23 protein-coding genes and 1 CRISPR repeat array are annotated in these 20,527 nt (G+C 63.2%); of the genes, 13 read left to right on the plus strand and 10 right to left on the minus strand.

The annotated features are described in order from the left end of the window. Positions 1 to 32: 32 nt before the first annotated feature. Positions 33 to 1,463: a transposase gene (locus PO78_RS10760; protein ID WP_197068768.1), complete on the minus strand. Its 1,431-nt coding sequence runs from the start codon at positions 1,461 to 1,463 to the stop codon at positions 33 to 35. A 599-nt stretch (positions 1,464 to 2,062) separates the two neighbouring features. Continuing rightward, on the minus strand, positions 2,063 to 5,029 hold the full coding sequence (locus PO78_RS10765) for a Tn3-like element ISPa38 family transposase (RefSeq protein ID WP_043743712.1): 2,967 nt from the start codon (positions 5,027 to 5,029) through the stop codon (positions 2,063 to 2,065). Positions 5,030 to 5,267: 238 nt separating this feature from the next. On the opposite strand from PO78_RS10765, the gene PO78_RS10770 reads away from it, so the two are divergent. The 4 genes from PO78_RS10770 to PO78_RS10785 all read left to right on the plus strand — a co-directional run bounded on the left by PO78_RS10770 (position 5,268) and on the right by PO78_RS10785 (position 9,715). Beyond that, positions 5,268 to 6,914, plus strand: a complete 1,647-nt coding sequence (locus tag PO78_RS10770) for a transposase (protein ID WP_443080474.1) — start codon at positions 5,268 to 5,270, stop codon at positions 6,912 to 6,914. A gap of 2 nt (positions 6,915 to 6,916) precedes the next feature. Further along, complete coding sequence (locus PO78_RS10775) at positions 6,917 to 7,825, plus strand: TniB family NTP-binding protein (RefSeq protein WP_000393453.1); 909 nt, start codon at positions 6,917 to 6,919, stop codon at positions 7,823 to 7,825. Beyond that, positions 7,822 to 8,988 (plus strand): TniQ family protein, encoded by a 1,167-nt coding sequence (locus PO78_RS10780; RefSeq protein ID WP_014237540.1) that lies wholly within the window; start codon positions 7,822 to 7,824, stop codon positions 8,986 to 8,988. Before PO78_RS10775 ends, PO78_RS10780 begins: the two co-directional genes overlap by 4 nt. 112 nt (positions 8,989 to 9,100) lie before the next feature. Further along, on the plus strand, positions 9,101 to 9,715 hold the full coding sequence (locus tag PO78_RS10785; protein WP_000904941.1) for a recombinase family protein: 615 nt from the start codon (positions 9,101 to 9,103) through the stop codon (positions 9,713 to 9,715). Positions 9,716 to 9,767: 52 nt separating this feature from the next. Here the strand turns inward: PO78_RS10785 and merE are convergent, their stop codons facing one another. Genes merE through merT form a run of 6 tightly spaced genes read right to left on the minus strand, consistent with a single transcriptional unit; the run spans position 9,768 to position 12,915 of the window. Continuing rightward, positions 9,768 to 10,004: a broad-spectrum mercury transporter MerE gene (gene merE / locus PO78_RS10790; protein WP_001087809.1), complete on the minus strand. Its 237-nt coding sequence runs from the start codon at positions 10,002 to 10,004 to the stop codon at positions 9,768 to 9,770. Then, the gene (merD, locus tag PO78_RS10795; RefSeq protein WP_003465059.1) at positions 10,001 to 10,366 is read right to left on the minus strand and encodes a mercury resistance co-regulator MerD; all 366 of its coding nucleotides are present in this window, start codon (positions 10,364 to 10,366) and stop codon (positions 10,001 to 10,003) included. The genes merE and merD overlap by 4 nt, the downstream gene beginning before the upstream one ends. 16 nt (positions 10,367 to 10,382) lie before the next feature. Beyond that, positions 10,383 to 12,029 carry a mercury(II) reductase gene (gene merA, locus PO78_RS10800; RefSeq protein WP_000136268.1) on the minus strand — a complete coding sequence of 549 codons (1,647 nt, stop codon included), beginning with the start codon at positions 12,027 to 12,029 and terminating at the stop codon, positions 10,383 to 10,385. After that, a complete protein-coding gene (gene merF / locus PO78_RS10805) occupies positions 12,026 to 12,271 on the minus strand; it encodes a mercury resistance system transport protein MerF (protein WP_000654684.1) in 246 nt (81 codons plus the stop codon). Before merF ends, merA begins: the two co-directional genes overlap by 4 nt. Positions 12,272 to 12,273: 2 nt before the next feature. Further along, a complete protein-coding gene (merP, locus tag PO78_RS10810) occupies positions 12,274 to 12,549 on the minus strand; it encodes a mercury resistance system periplasmic binding protein MerP (protein WP_000735441.1) in 276 nt (91 codons plus the stop codon). A gap of 15 nt (positions 12,550 to 12,564) precedes the next feature. Continuing rightward, positions 12,565 to 12,915 (minus strand): mercuric ion transporter MerT, encoded by a 351-nt coding sequence (gene merT, locus PO78_RS10815; protein WP_001294667.1) that lies wholly within the window; start codon positions 12,913 to 12,915, stop codon positions 12,565 to 12,567. A 71-nt stretch (positions 12,916 to 12,986) separates the two neighbouring features. Here merT and merR point away from each other — a divergent pair, with 71 nt between their 5' ends. Continuing rightward, positions 12,987 to 13,421: an Hg(II)-responsive transcriptional regulator gene (gene merR, locus PO78_RS10820; RefSeq protein ID WP_000429838.1), complete on the plus strand. Its 435-nt coding sequence runs from the start codon at positions 12,987 to 12,989 to the stop codon at positions 13,419 to 13,421. A 124-nt stretch (positions 13,422 to 13,545) separates the two neighbouring features. On the opposite strand, the gene PO78_RS10825 is transcribed toward merR, so the two are convergent. Then, on the minus strand, positions 13,546 to 14,094 hold the full coding sequence (locus PO78_RS10825; protein WP_043743735.1) for a cytochrome P460 family protein: 549 nt from the start codon (positions 14,092 to 14,094) through the stop codon (positions 13,546 to 13,548). Positions 14,095 to 14,121: 27 nt separating this feature from the next. After that, positions 14,122 to 14,655: a carboxymuconolactone decarboxylase family protein gene (locus PO78_RS10830; protein ID WP_043743738.1), complete on the minus strand. Its 534-nt coding sequence runs from the start codon at positions 14,653 to 14,655 to the stop codon at positions 14,122 to 14,124. A 117-nt stretch (positions 14,656 to 14,772) separates the two neighbouring features. Between PO78_RS10830 and PO78_RS10835 the strand changes: the two genes are divergently transcribed. The 8 genes from PO78_RS10835 (at position 14,773) to PO78_RS10865 (ending at position 19,058) form a co-directional block, all read left to right on the plus strand. Next, the gene (locus PO78_RS10835; RefSeq protein ID WP_043743740.1) at positions 14,773 to 15,615 is read left to right on the plus strand and encodes a helix-turn-helix transcriptional regulator; all 843 of its coding nucleotides are present in this window, start codon (positions 14,773 to 14,775) and stop codon (positions 15,613 to 15,615) included. 201 nt (positions 15,616 to 15,816) lie between these two features. Further along, complete coding sequence (locus PO78_RS10840; RefSeq protein ID WP_016487057.1) at positions 15,817 to 16,083, plus strand: nucleotidyltransferase family protein; 267 nt, start codon at positions 15,817 to 15,819, stop codon at positions 16,081 to 16,083. After that, positions 16,080 to 16,466 (plus strand): HepT-like ribonuclease domain-containing protein, encoded by a 387-nt coding sequence (locus PO78_RS10845; RefSeq protein WP_003100872.1) that lies wholly within the window; start codon positions 16,080 to 16,082, stop codon positions 16,464 to 16,466. The genes PO78_RS10840 and PO78_RS10845 overlap by 4 nt, the downstream gene beginning before the upstream one ends. Before the next feature lie 236 nt (positions 16,467 to 16,702). Further along, positions 16,703 to 17,059: a cupin domain-containing protein gene (locus PO78_RS22285; RefSeq protein ID WP_003465043.1), complete on the plus strand. Its 357-nt coding sequence runs from the start codon at positions 16,703 to 16,705 to the stop codon at positions 17,057 to 17,059. Positions 17,060 to 17,313: 254 nt separating this feature from the next. Continuing rightward, positions 17,314 to 17,640, plus strand: coding sequence for a hypothetical protein (locus PO78_RS10850; RefSeq protein WP_003100858.1), 327 nt, complete (start codon positions 17,314 to 17,316; stop codon positions 17,638 to 17,640). A 67-nt stretch (positions 17,641 to 17,707) separates the two neighbouring features. After that, entirely contained in the window at positions 17,708 to 18,139 is a 432-nt protein-coding gene (locus PO78_RS10855) for a hypothetical protein (protein ID WP_011875607.1), read from the plus strand. Then, positions 18,136 to 18,507 (plus strand): hypothetical protein, encoded by a 372-nt coding sequence (locus tag PO78_RS10860; RefSeq protein ID WP_003100853.1) that lies wholly within the window; start codon positions 18,136 to 18,138, stop codon positions 18,505 to 18,507. Before PO78_RS10855 ends, PO78_RS10860 begins: the two co-directional genes overlap by 4 nt. Continuing rightward, positions 18,501 to 19,058 carry a recombinase family protein gene (locus PO78_RS10865; protein ID WP_003100847.1) on the plus strand — a complete coding sequence of 186 codons (558 nt, stop codon included), beginning with the start codon at positions 18,501 to 18,503 and terminating at the stop codon, positions 19,056 to 19,058. The genes PO78_RS10860 and PO78_RS10865 overlap by 7 nt, the downstream gene beginning before the upstream one ends. A 594-nt stretch (positions 19,059 to 19,652) precedes the next feature. Then, a CRISPR array of direct repeats spans positions 19,653 to 20,414; the repeat unit is 29 nt; unit sequence GGTCTCCCTGTGCGAACAGGGGTCGAAGG. The last annotated feature ends 113 nt before the right edge of the window (positions 20,415 to 20,527 follow it).

A 20,527-nucleotide genomic window follows, 5' to 3' on the forward strand; every position in this document is an offset into this window, starting at 1 on the left:
CCGCGACAACGTGTTGAACCTAAAAGCCTCAGTTACCCCACGCCGTTTGCATGATCAGTCAGCAAGCGGGGCGTCTGGGACGGCCCGATGGCCGCAAGGGTGCGCTTGAGATGCTCGCAGCAGCGCATCCACACCGATCCGGCATTCAACTGCTCCGCAGCATCTCTCGCCCACGCCTGGAGCTGGCCGGAGATACGCATGAGCACCTGCCGGGCCTTGTCGAAGTAGGCATGCTGTCCGGTGAGCGTGATCGTGGTCTGGCCCGCATGCTCGGTGCGCCGACCGACCGAGGACATCAACCAGGGCCGGCTGGTGATGGCCTCGAGTCGGGCTTCGGGGTTGGCCAGACGCACGAACAGACTCCACCAGTTGTAGATCAGCGCCACGGCACGCGCCGACAGTTGGCAACGATGCAGATCGTGCGTGGTGAAGCCGCCCCAGCCCCACTGGTTCTTGAGCTCGTCGAAGGCGTTCTCGGCGTCGGCCCGGTCGCGGTAGAGCTGGCCGAGCGAGAGGATTTCGTGCTCCAGGTTGGTGACCAGCACGGCGTACTCGTAGCCGGTGATGCGTTTGCCACCCTTGCGGTCGGCCTCGATGAAGCCCAGCAGTTGCTGCCCGTTGTCCTCCTGAGCGACGAGCATCTCGCCCTGCAAGGGGCGACGCAGCACGACCACGCGGCGCGTGTCCTCCCACCCGGTGAGCGCCAACGTACTGTCGATCCCTTCCCAGCCCTGGCCGGCATCACACCAGCCCGAGATCCGGAACAGGCGCTCGATGTGGCGTTTGACGTTCTTCGACAGGCGCAGCTTGAACAGGTACGGCTGTGTGCGCGCTTCGAGCTCGCGCATGATGCCGTCCGAGCCGAACCCGCAATCGCCGCGCACCATCTTCGGTTTGTGATGGGCGGGCAACTCATCGAGGATCCTGAGCAAGCCGGGCAAGGTGTGACGACCCGAGTGCTCGTTGCCCGCCTTGACCTCGACCCCCATCACCAGGCGCAGCCCGGCCATCAGGTAGGTGTGGTAACTGTGCGAAGGCCGGCCCGGCTTCTTCGGGTTGTAGGACACCACCGCCCCTTCCTGCTTGCCGTACAGCGGCTTGATCGTCGTGTCGATGTCCAGAATCCAGGGCACCTCGAGCAACGGCGCAGTGCTCTCGCGCAGGTGGCCATCGAGCCAGCCCACGCCTGCCTCTTCCGGGATCGCCAGCAGCGCCCGGCGCAGCGCGTCCTCGCTGATCACCTTGTCCATCCCCAGGAGCCCCGGATTGACCCCGTCACAGCGAATCGTCGTCACGTGCGAGTAGCGCCGGTGCCCCGACAGGATCGACAGCATCCACGTCCCCAGCACCTCGGCCTTGCTCGGCGCGTTCGGGCTCGTGTAGGACAGCGGGCACCGCTCCTGCCAGCCCGACCACAGACCGGTCAGGGTCAGAAACTCGATGAAGTACGCCAGTTGCCCCATCGGCGTGGCTGCTCCGTCCGCTTCCCAGCGCACCTGCACGCGACCGCCCGCCGTCTGCACCCCGGCGCACGACAAAAGCATTTCCTCAGCGTGCAAACGCTTCAATTTCGACTCACCCATCGGGTGACTTCCTCGATCAACGCCAAACCCGTAGCCTGCCAGCGTTTCGGACGCGCTGCACCTCATCAACTGAGGTTCTTAGGTTGAACCGAATTCTCGGTCTCCCTGTGCGAACAGGAGTCGAAGGATGGCGTCATGCCGAGTCTTCGCGTTACGTTCGGTCTCCCTGTGCGAACAGGGGTCGAAGGGAAACCACTTTTGCTATGGGGCGACCGTTAGCGGTCTCCCTGTGCGAACAGGGGTCGAAGGTCAGGCTAGGCGCGCTCACCGGGGCAATCTCCGGTCTCCCTGTGCGAACAGGGTCGAGGGAAAGCCTCGTCCCCCTCCTGCACGACCGGGGCGGTCTCCCTTTGCGAACAGGGGTCGAAGGTAAAGCGTGTTCGGGGAGCGCTCGCACAGCTTGGTCTCTCTGTGCGAACAGGGGTCGAAGGATGGGCGACTAACCAGGGGTCGTCTCAGAAAACGGAAAATAAAGCACGCTAAGCCGGTTGCAGCGGCCGTAGCGGCCTGAACTTGCCCGCGCCGATCTTGGCGCTGCTGCGCCAGAGGTAATCGCCGGTCAGGTTGATGTGCTCCCAGCCGAGCGGCGACAGGTACTGCAACAGGCCGTCATCGACGGCTTGACCGTGGCCACGCAAGGCGTTCGCGGCCCGTTCCAGATAAACCGTGTTCCACAGCACGATGGCTGCCGTCACCAGGTTGAGGCCGCTGGCCCGGTAGCGTTGCTGCTCGAAACTGCGGTCGCGGATTTCGCCCAGGCGGTTGAAGAACACGGCACGGGCCAGCGCGTTGCGGGCCTCGCCCTTGTTCAGTCCGGCATGCACACGGCGGCGCAGCTCGACGCTTTGCAACCAGTCTAGGATGAACAGCGTGCGCTCGATGCGGCCCAACTCGCGCAGGGCGACGGCCAGACCATTCTGGCGCGGATAGCTGCCGAGCTTGCGCAGCATCAGCGAGGCCGTCACCGTGCCTTGTTTGATCGACGTGGCCAGCCGCAGGATTTCATCCCAATGGGCGCGGACGTGCTTGATGTTGAGCGTGCCGCCGATCATCGGTTTCAATGTCTCGTAGGCGGCATCGCCCTTTGGAATGTAGAGCTTGGTGTCGCCCAGGTCACGGATGCGCGGCGCGAAGCGGAAGCCCAGCAGGTGCATCAGCGCGAAGACGTGATCGGTGAAGCCCGCCGTGTCGGTGTAGTGCTCCTCGATGCGCAGGTCGGATTCGTGGTACAGCAGGCCGTCGAGCACGTAGGTCGAGTCGCGCACGCCGACATTCACCACCTTGGTGTGGAACGGCGCGTACTGGTCGGAGATGTGGGTGTAGAACGTCCGCCCTGGGCTGCTGCCGTATTTTGGGTTGATGTGGCCGGTACTCTCGGCCTTGCTGCCGGTGCGGAAGTTCTGGCCGTCCGATGACGACGTGGTGCCGTCGCCCCAGTGCTCGGCGAAGGGATGCCGGAACTGCGCGTTGACCAGCTCGGCCAGCGCCGCCCCGTAGGTTTCGTCGCGGATGTGCCAGGCTTGCAGCCAGGCCAGCTTGGCGTAGGTTGTGCCGGGGCAGGACTCTGCCATCTTGGTCAGGCCCAGGTTGATCGCGTCGGCGAGGATCGTGGTCAGCAGCAGGTTCTTGTCCTTGGCCAGGTCGCCCGATTTCAGATGCGCGAAGTGCCGGGTGAAGCCCGTCCATTCGTCCACCTCCAGCAGCAATTCGGTGATCTTGACGTGCGGCAGGGCCATTGCGGTCTGGTCGATCAGGGCCTGTGCGGTATCGGGCACCGCCGCATCGAGCGGCGTGATCTTCAGGCCCGACTCCGTGATGATGGCGTCCGGCAGCTCGTTGGCCAGCGCCATGCGGTTGACGGTGGCGAGCTGCGTTTCCAGCAGCGTCAGCCGGTCATGCAGGTACTGGTCGCAATCGGTGGCCACGGCCAGCGGCAATTCGCTGGCCTGCTTGAGGCTGGCGAATTTCGCGGGCGGCACCAGGTAGTCCTCGAAGTCCTTGAACTGGCGCGAGCCTTGCACCCAGATGTCGCCGGAGCGCAGCGCGTTCTTCAGCTCCGACAGCGCGCACAGTTCGTAGTAGCGCCGGTCGATGCCGGTGTCGGTCATCACCAGCTTCTGCCAGCGCGGCTTGATGAACTCGGTCGGCGCGTCGGTGGGCACCTTGCGGGCGTTGTCGCTGTTCATGCTGCGCAGCACCTCGATGGCGTCGAGTACGTCCTTGGCGGCGGGCGCGGCCCGCAACTTGAGCACGTCGAGAAATTCCGGCGCGTAGCGGCGCAGCGTGGCGTAGCTCTCGCCGATGCGGTGCAGGAAATCGAAGTCCTCGGGTTGCGCGAGCCGCTGCGCTTCGGTGACGCTCTCGGCGAAAGCATCCCAGGACATGACGGCCTCGATGGCGGCGAACGGATCGCGGCCCGCTTGCTTGGCCTCGATCAGCGCCTGGCCGATGCGCCCGAACAGCCGCACCTTGGCATTGATCGCCTTGCCGGATGCCTGGAACTGCTGCTGATGCTTGTTCTTGGCGGCATTGAACAGCTTGCCCAGGATGCGGTCATGCAGGTCGATGATTTCGTCGGTGACGGTGGCCATGCCCTCGATGGCGAGCGCCACCAGGGTCGCGTAACGCCGCTGCGGCTCGAACTTCGCCAGGTCGGCGGGCGTCATCTGGCCGCCCTCGCGGGCGATCTTGAGCAGCCGGTTCTGGTGAACCAGCCGCTCGATGCCGGAGGGCAGGTCGAGCGCCTGCCACGCCTTGAGGCGTTCGATGTGTTCCAGCATGTGCCGCGAGTTCGGTTTGACCGGGGATTGCCGCAGCCAGGCCAGCCACGTCGTCTTGCCGTTGTCGCGGCGCTTGAGCAGATCGTCGAGGCGACGGCGATGCACGTCCGTCAGCGGCTCAGCCAAGGCGTCGTAGAGACGCCGGTTGGCGCGGGTAATCGCTTCGGCGCTCGCCCGCTCGACGGCGTTGAGGGCGGGCACAATGACCGACTGCCGCCGCAGGTGCTCGATCAAGGCTCTGGCCAGCACGATGCCCTTGTCGGTTTGCATGGCCAGCTCGGTCAGCAACTGGACAGCCTGCCGGTAGTGGCCAATCGTGAACGGCTGGAAGCCGAACACCGTTTGCAGCTCGACCAGGTGCTCGCGTCGGGTCTGCTCACGCTGCCCGTACTCGTCCCAGCTTTCGATGCCGACCTTGAGCTGGTTGGCGACCAGTCTCAGCAATGGCGGGAACGGTGGCTCATCAGCGCCAAGGATGACGCCGGGAAAGCGCAGGTAGCAGAGCTGCACCGCGAAGCCCAGCCGATTGGCCGGGCCGCGCCGCTGCCGGATGATGGAGAGGTCGCTTTCGCTGAACGTGTAGTGACGGATCAACTCATCCTTGGTGTCCGGCAACGCCAGCAGGCTTTCGCGCTCGGCGGCGGAGAGGATCGAACGGCGGGGCATGCGGTTTCCTTCTTCTTGAAAACGTAGGTTTGTGACAAGCCCGCCAAGGCAACCGGCGCTGTCATTTTCAGAAGACGACTGCACCAATTGACGGGGCGTAACGCCAGATGTGCAGGCGACTCCTGACAACGCAATATCAGAAGTCATCTGCACCAATCTCGACTATGCTCAATACTCGTGTGCACCAAAGCGAGGTGTGAGCATGGCGTCAGACACATCATTGATTGCCGAGCAAGGCGTGGCCACCCTGCCCGATGCGGCTTGGGCGCAGGCCCGGCAACGGGCGGAAATCATCGGGCCGCTGGCAGCGCTTGATGTGGTCGGGCATGAAGCCGCCGATGCCGCTGCTCACGCGCTTGGCCTGTCCAGGCGGCAGGTGTATGTCCTAATCCGCCGTGCCCGGCAAGGTGCTGGGCTTGTGACGGACCTGGCTCGCAGCCGATCCGGCGGCGGAAAAGGCAAGGGACGCTTGCCGGAATCAGTTGAGCGCATCATCCGCGAGTTGCTGCAAAAGCGCTTCCTGACCAAGCAGAAGCGTAGCCTGGCAGCGTTCCACCGCGAGGTCGCGCAGGCTTGCAAAGCGCAAAAGCTGCGGGCGCCGGCGCGCAACACCGTGGCTCTGCGGATCGCCGGCCTCGATCCGCTCAAGGCCACTCGCCGCCGGGAAGGTCAGGATGCGTCCCGCAGCCTGCAAGGTGTCGGTGGTGAGCCTCCCGCCGTGACCGCGCCACTGGAACAAGTGCAGATTGATCACACGGTCATCGACCTGATCGTGGTGGACGAGCGCGACCGGCAACCGATTGGCCGTCCGTATCTGACCATCGCCATCGACGTGTTTACCCGCTGCGTGCTCGGCATGGTCGTCACGCTGGAAGCGCCGTCATCTGTTTCGGTCGGCCTGTGCCTTGTGCATGTCGCCTGCGACAAGCGTCCCTGGCTGGAGGGTCTGAACATAGAAATGGAGTGGCCGATGAGCGGCAAGCCCAGGCTGCTCTACCTGGACAACGCGGCCGAGTTCAAGAGCGAAGCGCTACGCCGAGGCTGCGAGCAGCATGGCATCCGGCTTGACTATCGCCCGCTCGGGCAGCCGCACTACGGCGGCATCGTGGAACGGATCATCGGCACGGCGATGCAGATGATCCACGACGAATTGCCAGGGACGACCTTCTCCAACCCTGACCAGCGCGGCGACTACGATTCCGAAAACAAGGCCGCCCTGACGCTGCGTGAGCTGGAGCGCTGGCTCACATTGGCGGTCGGCACCTACCACGGCTCCGTGCACAACGGCCTGCTCCAGCCGCCGGCAGCGCGCTGGGCCGAAGCTATCGCGCGGACCGGCGTGCCAACCGTCATCACTCGCACCACGGCTTTTCTGGTCGATTTTCTGCCCATCATCCGCCGCACGCTGACCCGCACCGGCTTCGTCATCGACCACATCCATTACTACGCCGATGCGCTCAAGCCGTGGATAGCTCGGCGCGACCGCTTGCCTGCGTTCCTGATCCGGCGCGACCCGCGCGACATCAGCCGCATTTGGGTGCTGGAGCCGGAGGGGCAGCACTATCTGGAAATTCCATACCGCACCTTGTCGCACCCGGCTGTCACCCTCTGGGAACAACGACAGGCGCTGGCGAAATTGCGGCAGCAAGGGCGCGAACAGGTGGATGAGTCGGCGCTGTTTCGCATGATCGGCCAGATGCGCGAAATCGTGTCCACCGCGCAGAAAGCTACGCGCAAGGCGCGGCGCGACGCGGATCGACGCCAGCATCTCAAGGCAACGGCAGTTCTTTTCAAAACCACGCCACCACCGGACGCGGACATGGCTGACCCGCAGGCAGACAACCAGCCACCTGCCAAACCGTTCGACCAGATTGAGGAGTGGTAGCCGTGGAAGAATATCCCATCATCGACTTGTCCCACCTGATGCCGGTGGCCCAGGGCTTGGCCCGTCTTCCGGCGGACGAACGCATCCATCGCCTTCGCGCTGACCGCTGGATCGGCTATCCGCGAGCAGTCGAGGCGCTGAATCGGCTGGAAGCCCTGTATGCGTGGCCGAACAAACAACGCATGCCCAACCTGCTGTTGGTCGGTCCAACCAACAACGGCAAGTCGATGATCGTCGAGAAATTCCGCCGCACCCACCCGGCCAGCTCCGACGCCGACCAGGAGCACATTCCGGTACTGGTCGTGCAGATGCCATCCGAACCGTCGGTAATCCGCTTCTACGTCGCGCTACTTGCCGCGATGGGCGCGCCATTGCGCCCGCGCCCACGGCTGCCGGAAATGGAGCAATTGGCGCTGGCACTGCTACGCAAGGTCGGCGTGCGCATGCTGGTGATCGACGAATTGCACAACGTCCTGGCCGGCAACAGCGTCAACCGCCGGGAATTCCTCAACCTGCTGCGTTTCCTCGGCAACGAGCTGCGCATCCCGCTGGTCGGGGTCGGCACACGCGATGCCTACTTGGCGATCCGCTCGGACGACCAGTTGGAAAACCGCTTCGAGCCGATGATGCTGCCGGTGTGGGAGGCCAACGACGATTGCTGCTCACTGCTGGCCAGCTTCGCGGCTTCGCTCCCGCTGCGGCGACCCTCGTCGATTGCCACGCTGGATATGGCCCGCTACCTGCTCACGCGCAGCGAGGGCACCATCGGCGAGCTGGCGCACCTGTTGATGGCGGCGGCCGTCGCTGCCGTGGAGAGCGGTGAGGAAGCGATCAACCATCGCACGCTCAGCATGGCCGATTACACCGGTCCCAGCGAGCGGCGGCGGCAATTCGAGCGGGAACTGATGTGAAGCCAGCGCCACACTGGCCACTGCATCCGGCTCCCAGGGAAGGCGAAGCCTTGTCTTCGTGGCTCAACCGCGTGGCCCTTTGCTATCACATGGAGGTGTCCGAGCTGCTGGAGCACGATCTTGGTCACGGCCAGGTTGATGACCTGGACACCGCGCCACCACTGGCGCTGCTGGCGATGCTCTCCCAGCGGAGCGGCATCGAGCCGGACCGGCTGCGTTGCATGAGTTTCGCCGGCTGGGTGCCTTGGCTACTGGACAGCCTTGATGATCAGATTCCAGACGCATTGGAAACCTATGCGTTCCAGCTCTCGGTGCTGCTGCCGAAACTCCGCCGTAGGACGCGATCCATCACGAGCTGGCGTGCCTGGCTGCCCAGCCAGCCGATACATCGCGCCTGCCCGCTCTGTCTGAACGACCCGGCAAACCAAGCCGTACTGCTTGCATGGAAGCTGCCCCTGATGCTGAGCTGCCCGCTGCATGGCTGCTGGCTGGAATCCTATTGGGGCGTGCCTGGGCGGTTTCTCGGCTGGGAGAACGCCGACACTGCGCCGCGCACCGCCAGCGACGCGATTGCGGTGATGGACCGGCGCACCTGGCAGGCACTGACGACCGGCCATGTGGAGCTGCCGCGCCGACGCATCCACGCTGGATTGTGGTTTCGGCTACTACGCACGCTGCTCGATGAGCTGAACACCCCGCTTTCGACGTGCGGAACCTGCGCGGGGTATCTCCGCCAAGTCTGGGAAGGCTGCGGGCATCCGCTGCGTGCTGGGCAAAGTCTGTGGCGACCGTATGAAACCCTGAACCCGGCAGTACGGTTGCAGATGCTGGAGGCGGCGGCAACGGCAATCAGCTTGATTGAGGTGAGGGATATAAGCCCGCCGGGCGAGCATGCAAAGCTGTTCTGGTCCGAACCCCAAACCGGTTTCACCAGTGGCCTGTCGGCGAAAACGCCGAAGCCCGAACCCGTCGATCACTGGCAACGGGCAATCCAGGCCATCGATGAGGCCATCATTGAAGCGCGGCACGACCCCGAGACGGCACGCTCGCTGTTCGCGTTGGCTTCCTATGGTCGGCGCGACCCCGCTTCCCTGGAACAGTTGCGCGCCACCTTCGCAAAGGAAGGCATCCCCCCCGGAATTCCTGTCACATTACGTGCCTGATGGACCCTTTGCATGTCTTAGACAGAATGACGGGTTAAGTGACAAATTTTGACGACCAGAACTTTCCGGTGCACACTGTCACATAATCGAACGTATATGTGACAGGTACGACATGCTGATAGGCTACATGCGGGTATCGAAGGCGGACGGCTCCCAGGCTACCGATTTGCAGCGCGACGCGCTGATTGCCGCCGGGGTCGATCCAGTACATCTTTACGAGGACCAGGCATCCGGCATGCGCGAGGATCGGCCCGGCTTGACGAGCTGCCTGAAGGCGTTGCGAACTGGCGACACACTGGTCGTGTGGAAACTGGATCGGCTCGGACGCGACCTGCGACATCTCATCAACACCGTGCACGACCTGACTGGGCGCGGCATCGGCTTGAAGGTATTAACCGGGCACGGCGCGGCCATCGACACCACGACCGCCGCCGGCAAGCTGGTCTTTGGCATCTTCGCCGCCCTGGCCGAGTTCGAGCGCGAGTTGATCGCGGAGCGCACGATTGCCGGCCTAGCCTCGGCCCGCGCGCGCGGGCGGAAAGGCGGCCGGCCGTTCAAGATGACCGCCGCCAAGCTGCGGCTGGCGATGGCGGCAATGGGTCAGCCAGAGACCAAGGTCGGCGACCTGTGCCAGGAACTTGGCGTCACGCGGCAGACCCTGTATCGGCATGTTTCACCCAAGGGTGAGCTACGTCCAGATGGCGAGAAGCTACTCAGCCGAATTTGATGCCGGCATGAGGCAACGTAGCGACAGCGTGGTTTGTCTCAATGGGAAGCGCTCATGATCGATCTTTGAAGGCCCGCAGCAGTCGTGTCACAGACAGGACGAACAAACCGGTCAGCGTGAGGGCTGCGATACCCCAGTACTCTCCGATGAACGCGCCGGCCGTCGTGCCGGCCAGCACAATGGCGAGAATCGGCAAATGGCAGGGACAGGTGAGCACGGCCAGCGCGCCCCACAGGTAGCCGGTGATCGGTTTGTGCGTCTCGGACGGCAAGCGCTCGGGGCTGTTCATGGCAGACTCTCCGCGTGCTGTGCCGGCTCGGTCGGCATGGTGGCCAACTGCACCTCCAGATCGGCCAACGCTTCGCGCCGACGCTCGACGAACTGGCGCAGAACGGCAAGCTGCGCGGCCGCTTCATCGCCGTCCGCAGCATCCAGCGCCCGGCACAGCCGCGCCAGCGCGTCCAGGCCGATGCCCGCCTCGAAGGCCGCCCGCACGAAGCACAGCCGTTGCAAGGCGGCATCATCGAACAGGCCATAGCCGCCCGGGGTGCACGCCACCGGACGCAGCAATCCGCGCAGCAGGTAGTCGCGCACGATATGCACGCTCACCCCGGCATCAAGGGCCAGCCGGGACACGGTGTAGGCGCTCATTGAAAACCTCCTTTTTTTATCCAGCGCAGCAGGAAAGCTGCTTCACGTCCTTGTTGAAGGTCTGCGCCGCAAGCTTCAACCCCTCGACCATTGTCAGGTAGGGGAACAACTGGTCGGCCAGTTCCTGCACCGTCATGCGGTTGCGGATGGCGAGCACCGCCGTCTGGATCAGTTCGCCCGCTTCCGGGGCCACCGCCTGCACGCCGATGAGCCGTCCGCTACCTTCCTCGATGACCAGCTTGATGAAGCCGCGTGTGTCGAAGTTGGCAAGCGCTCGCGGAACGTTGTCGAGTGTCAGCGTGCGACTGTCGGTCTCGATGCCATCGTGGTGCGCTTCCGCCTCGCTGTAGCCCACGGTGGCGACTTGCGGGTCGGTGAACACCACTGCCGGCATCGCGGTCAGATTGAGGGCTGCGTCGCCGCCGGTCATGTTGATCGCGGCACGGGTGCCGGCGGCCGCTGCCACGTAGACGAACTGCGGCTGGTCGGTGCAGTCGCCGGCCGCGTAGATGTTCGGGTTGCTCGTGCGCATGCCTTGGTCGATAACGATGGCCCCTTGCGCATTGACAGTGACCCCCGCCGCGTCCAGCGCGAGGCTGCGCGTATTCGGTGCCCGACCGGTGGCAACCAGCAACTTGTCAGCGCGCAATTCACCGTGTCCGGTGGTCAGCACGAATTCGCCGTTCACATGGGCGACCTGGCTGGCTTGCGTGTGCTCCAGCACCTCGATGCCCTCGGCGCGGAAAGCGGCTGTCACGGCCTCGCCGATGGCCGGGTCTTCCCGGAAGAACAAGGTGCTGCGTGCCAGGATCGTGACCTGGCTGCCGAGCCGGGCAAAGGCTTGCGCCAGTTCCAACGCCACCACCGACGAACCGATCACGGCCAGGCGTGCGGGAATGGTGTCGCTGACAAGCGCTTCGGTGGAAGTCCAGTAGGGTGACTCTTTCAGGCCCGGAATCGGCGGCACGGCCGGACTGGCACCGGTGGCGACCAGGCAGCGGTCGAACGTTACCTCGCGCTCGCCACCCTCGTTCAAACGGACGACCAGGCTCTGGTCGTCCTTGAAACGCGCTTCACCGTGCAAAACGGTGATGGCTGGATTGCCGTCCAGGATGCCTTCGTATTTGGCGTGCCGCAGTTCATCGACACGGGCCTGCTGCTGGGCCAGCAGTTTGCTGCGGTCAATCGCAGGCACAGTTGCCGCAATACCGCCGTCGAACGGACTTTCCCGGCGCAGATGGGCAATATGGGCAGCGCGGATCATGATCTTGGACGGCACACAGCCGATATTGACGCAGGTGCCGCCGATGGTGCCGCGTTCGATCAGCGTGACCGTCGCGCCTTGCTCGACGGCCTTCAGCGCCGCCGCCATCGCGGCCCCGCCGCTGCCAATGATGGCGATATGCAAACCGGCGCCCTCAAGTGCATCACGGATTTTTGGTTCATCTTTGAAATCACCAACCCGGATCGAGCCTTGATAACCCAATGCGGCGATGGCGGCCAGCAGTTGGTTGTGGCTCACGGCGGTGTCTGCCATGACTTGCGCGCGGCTTTCTGGATAGGACACCACAGCGGCATTCACGCCGGGAATCTTTTCCAAAGCATCTTTGACATGGGTGGCGCAGGATGTGCAGGTCATGCCATTCACGGTGATTTCGGTCATTTTTTTACTCCATTGAATTTCGGTGTGCAGCAGGCATCGGCTTGGCGTTTTCGTTGGATGGCGTAGATGGTCAAGCCGATGAAAATCGCCAGCGCAGGCAGCAGCACATAGTCCAGATAGCCGGTCAGCGCGGACAAGCCGACCACACCGAGCAAAATGACCAGAACAGGGGTGAAGCAACACAGCGCCACGAGGGTTGTGCCAATGATGCTGACCCGCAGCAGTGTCTTCGGGTCTTTCATGATCAGTTCTTGACTGATGATGGGTAGCCCGCATCCTCGGTAGCCTTGGTCAGTTTCTGCACGCTGGTCTTGGCATCATCGAAGGTGACCACCGCTTCGCGCGTCTCGAAGGTCACGTCAACTTTACTGACGCCATCGACCTTGGAAATCGCCTTCTTGACAGTGATCGGACAGGCCGAGCAGGTCATGCCCGGTACGGACAGCGTAACGGTCTGGGTGGCGGCCCACACGGGGGCAACAACGGCAGCGAGGGCAAGGGCGGAAAGCAGCTTTTTCATGGTGAACTCCTGTGATCAATAGAAAAATGGCACGACGTAGGGAAATCCGAGCGCGACCAAAACCAGCACGGCCACGCCCCAGAAAATGAGCTTGTAAGTAGCTCGCACTTGGGGAATCGCGCAAACCTCACCCGGTTTGCAGGCGGCTGACGGCCGGTAGATGCGCCGCCAGGCGAAGAACAACGCCACCAGCGCCACGCCGATAAAGATGGGGCGATAGGGTTCCAACACCGTCAAGTTGCCGATCCAAGCGCCGCTGAACCCCAAGGCGATCAGAACCAGCGGCCCGAGGCAGCAAGCCGAGGCGAGGATGGCGGCCAGCCCGCCAGTGAAGAGCGCGCCGCGCCCGTTTTGAGGTTCAGACATACGTTTGTCCTTTCGAATCTGAATTGGATAGCTTAAGCTTACTTCCGTAGTTATGTACGGAGTCAAGCGATATGGAAAACAATTTGGAGAACCTGACCATTGGCGTTTTCGCCAGGACGGCCGGGGTCAATGTGGAGACCATCCGGTTCTATCAGCGCAAGGGCTTGCTCCCGGAACCGGACAAGCCTTACGGCAGCATTCGCCGCTATGGCGAGACGGATGTAACGCGGGTGCGCTTCGTGAAATCAGCCCAGCGGTTGGGCTTCAGCCTGGATGAGATCGCCGAGCTGCTGCGGCTGGAGGATGGCACCCATTGCGAGGAAGCCAGCAGCCTGGCCGAGCACAAGCTCAAGGACGTGCGCGAGAGGATGGCTGACCTGGCGCGCATGGAGGCCGTGCTGTCTGATTTGGTGTGCGCCTGCCATGCGCGGAAGGGGAACGTTTCCTGCCCGCTGATTGCGTCACTGCAAGGGAAGAAAGAACCGCGCAGTGCGGACGCGGTGTAGCCCGAGGGAACTACGCCTTAGCGTGCTTTATTTTCCGTTTTCTGAGGCGACTCCAACGTCAGAAAAGACCGTGCGGTCGACTTTTGATATTTCGTGCTGTCGCCTTCTGAAAGTGACAAGCAAGTCAGTGCTGGGTCAGTGTCGGATAGCCCTGGATGAATACGCGGTCGGTCTTGGCCGCCGGCACATGGCAGCCCATGCAGTCGGCTGCGTAGCTGACGGCGACATTCTTGGCGGGGGCGTCGGCCTTGAACAGCGCCCAGCCCCAGCCGTCGCCCCACAAGGGGTTGCTGGCGAAACGGCCTTTGGCGTCCTTGACCATCACGAACCACACGGCCGCATCGGAACCCCAGACCACAGGGTCGCCGGTGGTCATGGCGCTGGTTTCGAGCTTGCGGATCTCTTTCACCAGCGTGGCGCCGTCCGGGAACTTGCCGGTCTTGCGGTAGTGCTCGGCCGAGGCCTTTTCGGTGTACACATCGTGCAGGCCGCGAGAGGCGGATTTTTCGTCCAACACCGCATATGAGCCCAGGTGGACGAAGTTTGTGCGGAAGTCTGTGGGGCGGCTGATGCCGCCCTGGCTGTCCACATAGGGCGAAAAGTCGCCGGCCGTGACGGCCAGTGGCAGGACGAGGGCGCTGGCGAGCAGAGCGCCGGTGAGTGCGATTTTCATCGTGTTCTCCTTATATGCCTATGGAGATCAGACGGCGACCACGGGGAAATCCACCGTGGGGTCGGCGATGTGGTTGGTGTAGTTGGTGAGCGTGTTCAGCGCGACGTTGGCGATCACTTCCAGTATCAGGCCGTCGTCGAGCCCCGCGCGGCGGTAGTTGGCCATGGCGTCGGCCGACACCACGCCGCGTTGCTCGACCAGCGCGCGGGCAAAGCCGGCGATTGCATCGTCAAGTGCGTTGGCCGCCTGGCCGGTGCGGGCCGCGGCGATGGCCTCTGCCGACAGTCCGGCACCTTTGCCGATCAGGGTGTGTGCGCTCAGGCAATACTGGCAGCGATTGGCTTGAGCGGCAGCGAGCCCAACGATCTCGCGCTGGGAGGCATTCAGGCGGCCGGTGCCCAGCGTTTCGGACAAGCCGAGGTAGCCATTGAGCGCCGCCGGCGCGTGGGCCAGCGTGGCGAACAGGTTCGGCACCATGCCAAGCTTGGCTTTGACGGCCTTGAGTGTGGCAGCGGTAGCGGCGTCAGCGGTGTCGATGGTCAGGGGGGCGATTTGGGGCATGTCTATCTCCGTAGTGGGTGAGGTGCAAGAGCACGTGGGCATGATCGCCCTTTGTTTGGTACGATATGGCACGTAAAGTATCAAATACGTAACCTATCGTCTTATATGGAGAGTGGAATGGCGGATCGACTGGCCGGCTTGCTCCGGCACTACTCGCTTTCGGCGCGCGTTTTTCACAGCGGCGCCTTCTGTAGGCAGCATCATTACGCGGCGCCGCATGGCTATATCCATCTGGTGCGGCGCGGCCCGATTACGGCGCGTTCGCCCGTGCATGAAGATCTGCTGGTTACCGAGCCGAGCCTGCTGTTTTATCCGCGCGTGGCGTCGCATCGTTTTGTCGCCGCCCCCGGCGATACCGCTGAGCTGTTGTGTGCGGAGGTCGACCTGGGCGCTTCGACGGGCAATCCGTTGGCCATGGCCTTGCCGTCGATGCTGCTGATTCCGTTGGCGGACTTGCCCGGCCTCGGGCCGACGCTAGAGTTGCTGTTTGCCGAAGCCGAGCGCGACCAGTGCGGTCGGCAGGCCGCCATCGACCGCTTGTGCGAGTTGCTACTGATCCAGTTGCTGCGTTATCTGATGGATGGGCGGCTTGGCGCCACCGGACTGCTGGCGGGCCTGGCCGACCCGAAACTCGCGCGCGCCATAACCGCCATGCACGATGCGCCGCAGACCGCGTGGTCGCTCGAGGCGCTGGCGGCGAAGGCGGGCATGTCACGCGCGCGCTTCGCCGCCGCGTTCAAGGACGCGGTGGGCGTCACGCCGGGCGACTATCTGGCCGACTGGCGGATGAACGTCAGTTGCACCCTGCTCAAGCAGGGGCGGCCGGTGGCGGTGGTGGCCGACCGCGTCGGCTACGGCAGCCCGAACGCTCTGGCGCGCGCCTTCCGCGTGCGCATGGGCTGCGCCCCGCGCGACTGGCTGGCGCAGCAGCGCGGTGACGCGGCGCTCAGCGGTTCGTGAGTTTGAGTTCGATTCGCCGGTTCTTGGCGTAGGCGGCGCCGGTGTTGCGCTCGTCGAGCGGGTGAAATTCACAGGCGCGGCACGGGAATCAAGGCATTGCGATTCTCGAAAATAGTTCTTGAAATTCTATTCTTGATTGCATATCATCTCAACGAGTTTCGATAAGAAAGGATGCGCATGCGACCGTCTGTTGTGCTTGACATGAAGCGAAGCGCAGTGCGTGAAGCGGTAGGCCGCTTTCGCGCCGCGAACCCGCGCGTCTTCGGCTCGGTGCTGCATGGCACCGACCGGGATGGCAGCGACCTCGACCTGTTGGTCGATGCGCTGCCCGGTGCCACGTTGTTGGACTTGGGCGATTTGGAAGAAGAACTGAAATCGCTGCTCGGCGTTGACGTCGATCTGCTGACTCCCGGCGACCTGCCGCCGAAGTTCCGGGCCAAGGTGCTCGCGGAGGCGCAACCGATATGAGCGAGAACCGCCTGCCCGATTACCTCGACCACATTCAGCAGGCCGCAACCGATGCGCGCAGCTTCGTGGAAGGGATGGCCAAGGACGACTTCTTGGCCGACAAGCGCACCCAGCAGGCCGTCATCATGAGCCTGATCGTCATCGGCGAGGCGGCCACAAAGGTGATGGATGGCTACGTCGAGTTCACCCAGGCGCATGCCGACGTGCCGTGGCGCAGCATGCGCAATATGCGTAATCGCATGGCTCACGGCTATTTCGACATCAACCTCGATGTGGTGTGGGAGACGGTACAGGAATGGCTGCCGGCGTTGCTCCAGCAATTGCCCGCCGTGCGTCAGGATGCCGACGATGAAGACCGTAACGACAAAGGCATGGAGCCATGACCAATCAAGCCGCCGATGTTCGGCCCCTCTGGCGTGTTCGATCCCGCGACCTATGAGCCGCGCTCGGGCAAGACCTTCTGGATGGCCGCAACGGACGTGAGTTCGCTGGTGGGCAAGGAGGCAGCAGCCGACACGCTCATCGGCAACTGCACGACCGCACGACCAGCCTCCCGTTCAAATTCGAGTTAGAATTCATATCCAGCCTGTCTGGGGGCACTGTGAAAGAGGGATCTCCGATGACTGTTGAATCGAGAATATTTTCTGTAGCCGAGTATGTTCAGCCGTCCGAAGGCGAGCCTATTCGTTCCGTTGTGCTTGAAACCCGAGACTCAATTATCGTGGTTTGGCATGTCCATCCCGGGCAGGAAATTGCGGCTCACATTCATCCTCACGGCCAAGACACGTGGACTGTTTTGTCGGGAATGGCTGATTACTTTCAGGGCAATGGGATTGTTCGTGCCCTCAGGGAAGGTGAGATAGCCGTGGCAAGACCGGGCCAAGTGCACGGGGCGCGAAATACAGGTACCGAGCCATTTGTGTTCGTCTCGGTTGTGGCATCAGCCAATGCCGGTTTCGTATTGGCTGAGCGATAGAGCCCAATCTCTGGAGTTGGTCCAATGAGCGGTCGGGGAGATAGGTAACAGACATGCAGCGGACACGGCTGCTAAACCAGGTCGCAAACCTCCTTGCGTCGCAGCGTGCCGCAAGCGACGCGATCAATCGAATGGGGTCGGCATGAGACTGAACACCATCCAGTTCCCGACCGCGTAGCCGCCTGTCCTGCCGATCAGGTCTTGACCATCGACGCCTGGGATCAGTCCTGAATGTTCTTGGAGACCACTACGTTATGAGCCGCAGCCGCCGCAAAACACCCATCGTCGGGCACACGACCTGCGGCAGCGAGCGCGAGGACAAGAAGCTCTGGCATCAGCGCTGGCGCACCCGTGAGCGCACGGCGCTGACCAGCGCGTCGCCCGAAGCCCTGAGCGCCCATCTGCCCCTGCTGGAAAACCAGGCCAGCAGCGTCTGGTCGATGGGCAAGGATGGCCGCTCCTACTGGCCCGTCAAGCGCCAGGCCGCCACGGCGGATCGCATCGCCAATCACAAGGGACGCAACCCGCAAGAACGCGCCTCCCTGAAAAAGCGCCTGCTGCGCAAGTGGATGAGCAAATGAAGCTCTCCTTCCATATCAGCACATTGCGCTGTTCTGGATGATCGGTGCTCCGGGCGTCTTCGCGCCCGTGATCGAGAACGCCAAGCGGCCCGATGCCGGCGCCGTCATGGCGTGGGGTGTCGCGATCGTGGCGGTGATGATCCTCTTCACCCCTTTGCTGCTGCGCTGTCCACCATTCCGGCGCTGGTATGGCCGGACGGATGCGCTGTCGGAGCGGCAGCGCCAGGCGCTTGCCGAGCGCGGCCTGCGCCGCTACTACCAGACCGCTTTCGATGACGGCTACGTGCCCCGCGTGATGCCCTACGTGTGGCGCATCATCTGGACGGTCGGCGGGTTGATGGCTGTGACCGCCGTACTGCCTACCAACACCGGACGGCCAGCCTTCGATGCCTTGGTGGTCTTCTCGACCTGGTATCCGATAGGCGTGATGCTGCTGGTTTTCGCGTCGAGGCCCCTTGGCCGGTTGATTCGCCAAAGAGCACAGGAGCGGCGGAAATGAGCACGTCAACCATCGAGGCGCTGGCCAGCGCCTGGGCAAGGATTGCCGAGGAAGCGGAATTCCCCGCTGACTACGAGGGGACTGCCACACCACAAGCGCATCGGGCTAGCGAAGCTATTCAGGAGCAGATTCGGGAGCGCATCGTCGCCACCAACGACATGCGGCTGTTCAGCCTGCTGCACCTGCTGGGTCAGGCGTCGCTGCGCATGGAGCAAGCGCTGTGGCCGGAGGATTACGAGCGGATGACGCGCGAGGTTGAGGAAGCCCTGCGGCAAGCCACCGACGCCAACGCCAGATCGTACACCCACGAAGAAGTGATGCAGGCGATGCAGGAACGCATCGACCGGGCGCGAGACAAGCCATGTTGATTGGCTATGCGCGCGTCTCGACGCAGGATCAGAACCTGGAGCTGCAACGCGAAGCCTTGAGCAAGGCCGGATGTAAAAAGGTCTTCGAGGACAAGGTGAGTGGCACGCGGGCAGACCGGCCTGGCTTGGCCAAGACGCTCGAAATGCTGCGCGAAGGCGATACTTTGGTCGTCTGGAAGCTCGACCGGCTGGGCCGGTCGGTCAAGCAACTGGTCGATCTGGTCGGCGATCTGCACAAGCACGGTGTCCAGTTCAGGAGCCTCACCGACTCCATCGACACCGGCACACCATCCGGGCGGTTCTTCTTCCACGTCATGGCGAGCCTTGCCGAAATGGAGCGCGAGCTGACCGTCGAGCGCACCCGCGCCGGGCTGGAAGTCGCCAAGCAGCTCGGCCGCAAAGGCGGCCGCAAGCCGAAGATGACCGACAGCAAGATCGAGTCGGCCAAGAAGCTGCTGGCCAGCGGGGTGCCGCCCAAGGACGTGGCCAAGAACCTCGGCGTGTCCATTCCGACGCTGTACCGCTGGGTGCCAGCCTCCACGCACGCTTAGCGTGCTTTATTTTCCGTTTTCTGAGACGACCCCAACCACGTCGGCCTGGCTGGATGGTCTCCCTGTGCGAACAGGGGTCGAAGCCTCAGCGAACTTGATCAGTTCCAGCACGCTCTGGTCTCCCTGTGCGAACAGGGGTCGAAGGGTAGTCCTCGGTCCGGGTGGTTCGCCCATCCAGGTCTCCCTGTGCGAGCAGGGTGATAGAAACCGGCGCAAGCAGCGCCCCAACCTTTTGAGGCTTGCCCCGCGATCGTGGGAAGCATCCAGCCCCCGTACTGGAAACCGACGGGCTATTGCTGGGCGCCGTTCTGACGTGTCGGTTTCTCCCACGAGATTGCCATGCTGAGTACAACCCGATCCGTTCGAGAAATCCTGATCGCACTCCCAGACACCCCCGCAGATCTGTATCTTCTGCATCAACAGGTCTGGCAGCATGCTAAAAGGGCCGCAGTGCCAGATCAGAGGCCGACTTTCCTCTACCGCGTCGACGATGGCCTGGTGCGCGTCAGGAGCCCGCACTTTAGGAAATAGAGGTCCCCCTGTGCGAACAGCTCGTCGAAGGGAAGCCTGGCTGCTGTGGTTTGAGAGCGCTGCGGTCTCCCTGTGCGAACAGGGGTCGAAGCTGCGACGCGCCGTAGATCATCGACTCGAGCAAGGTCTCCCTGTGCGAACAGGGGTCGAAGCTGGGGTGCTCAGTATGAGCTGGCCGCGGGTAAGGTCTCCCTGTGCGAACAGGGGTCGAAGGGTGACGACTGGGCTTTGTCTCCCGGGGAGACAGGGTCTCCCTGTGCGAACAGGGGTCGAAGGCAAAGGGGCCGCCGGCAGCCGAGTTTGTCCAAGGTCTCCCTGTGCGAACAGGGGTCGAAGGTTAGCCGACGGCTTCAATTACCGCAAACCCGAGGTCTCCCTGTGCGAACAGGGGTCGAAGAGTCAACTATCGGTCCGCCTTGCCGCGCCCCATGGTCTCCCTGTGCGAACAGGGGTCGAAGGTAGCCTCGCCTCGACTGAGGAGAAGCCCGCCCGGTCTCCCTGTGCGAACAGGGGTCGAAGGTTGGGGCTTGGCCGTCTCCAAAGCCGTGCTGGGGTCTCCCTGTGCGAACAGGGGTCGAAGGGTGACGTACCAGGGGTAACCCAGACGGGCAGTGGTCCCCCTGTGCGAACAGGGGTCGAAGGGCAACCGAGACGATGCGGCCGGTGAGTGTGAGGGTCCCCCTGTGCGAACAGGGGTCGAAGGCTGGAGAGGCTGACAGCCGACCGACGGTAGCGGGTCTCCCTGTGCGAACAGGGGTCGAAGTTGGTATACCTACGCTAAAAAAGGACAACTTTTGGTCTCCCTGTACGAACAGGGGTCGAAGGAGTCTGAAGAGTACATCACGGTCGAGAATATCGGTCTCCCTGTGCGAATAGGGTCGAAGGGTTGTCTCGTCCTGCATCAGCGCGTCGAAGGCGGTATCCCTGTTGAGGGTCGC

It is taken from the genome of Thauera sp. SWB20 (genome assembly GCF_000831325.1).
Classification (GTDB): Bacteria; Pseudomonadota; Gammaproteobacteria; order Burkholderiales; family Rhodocyclaceae; genus Thauera; species Thauera aminoaromatica.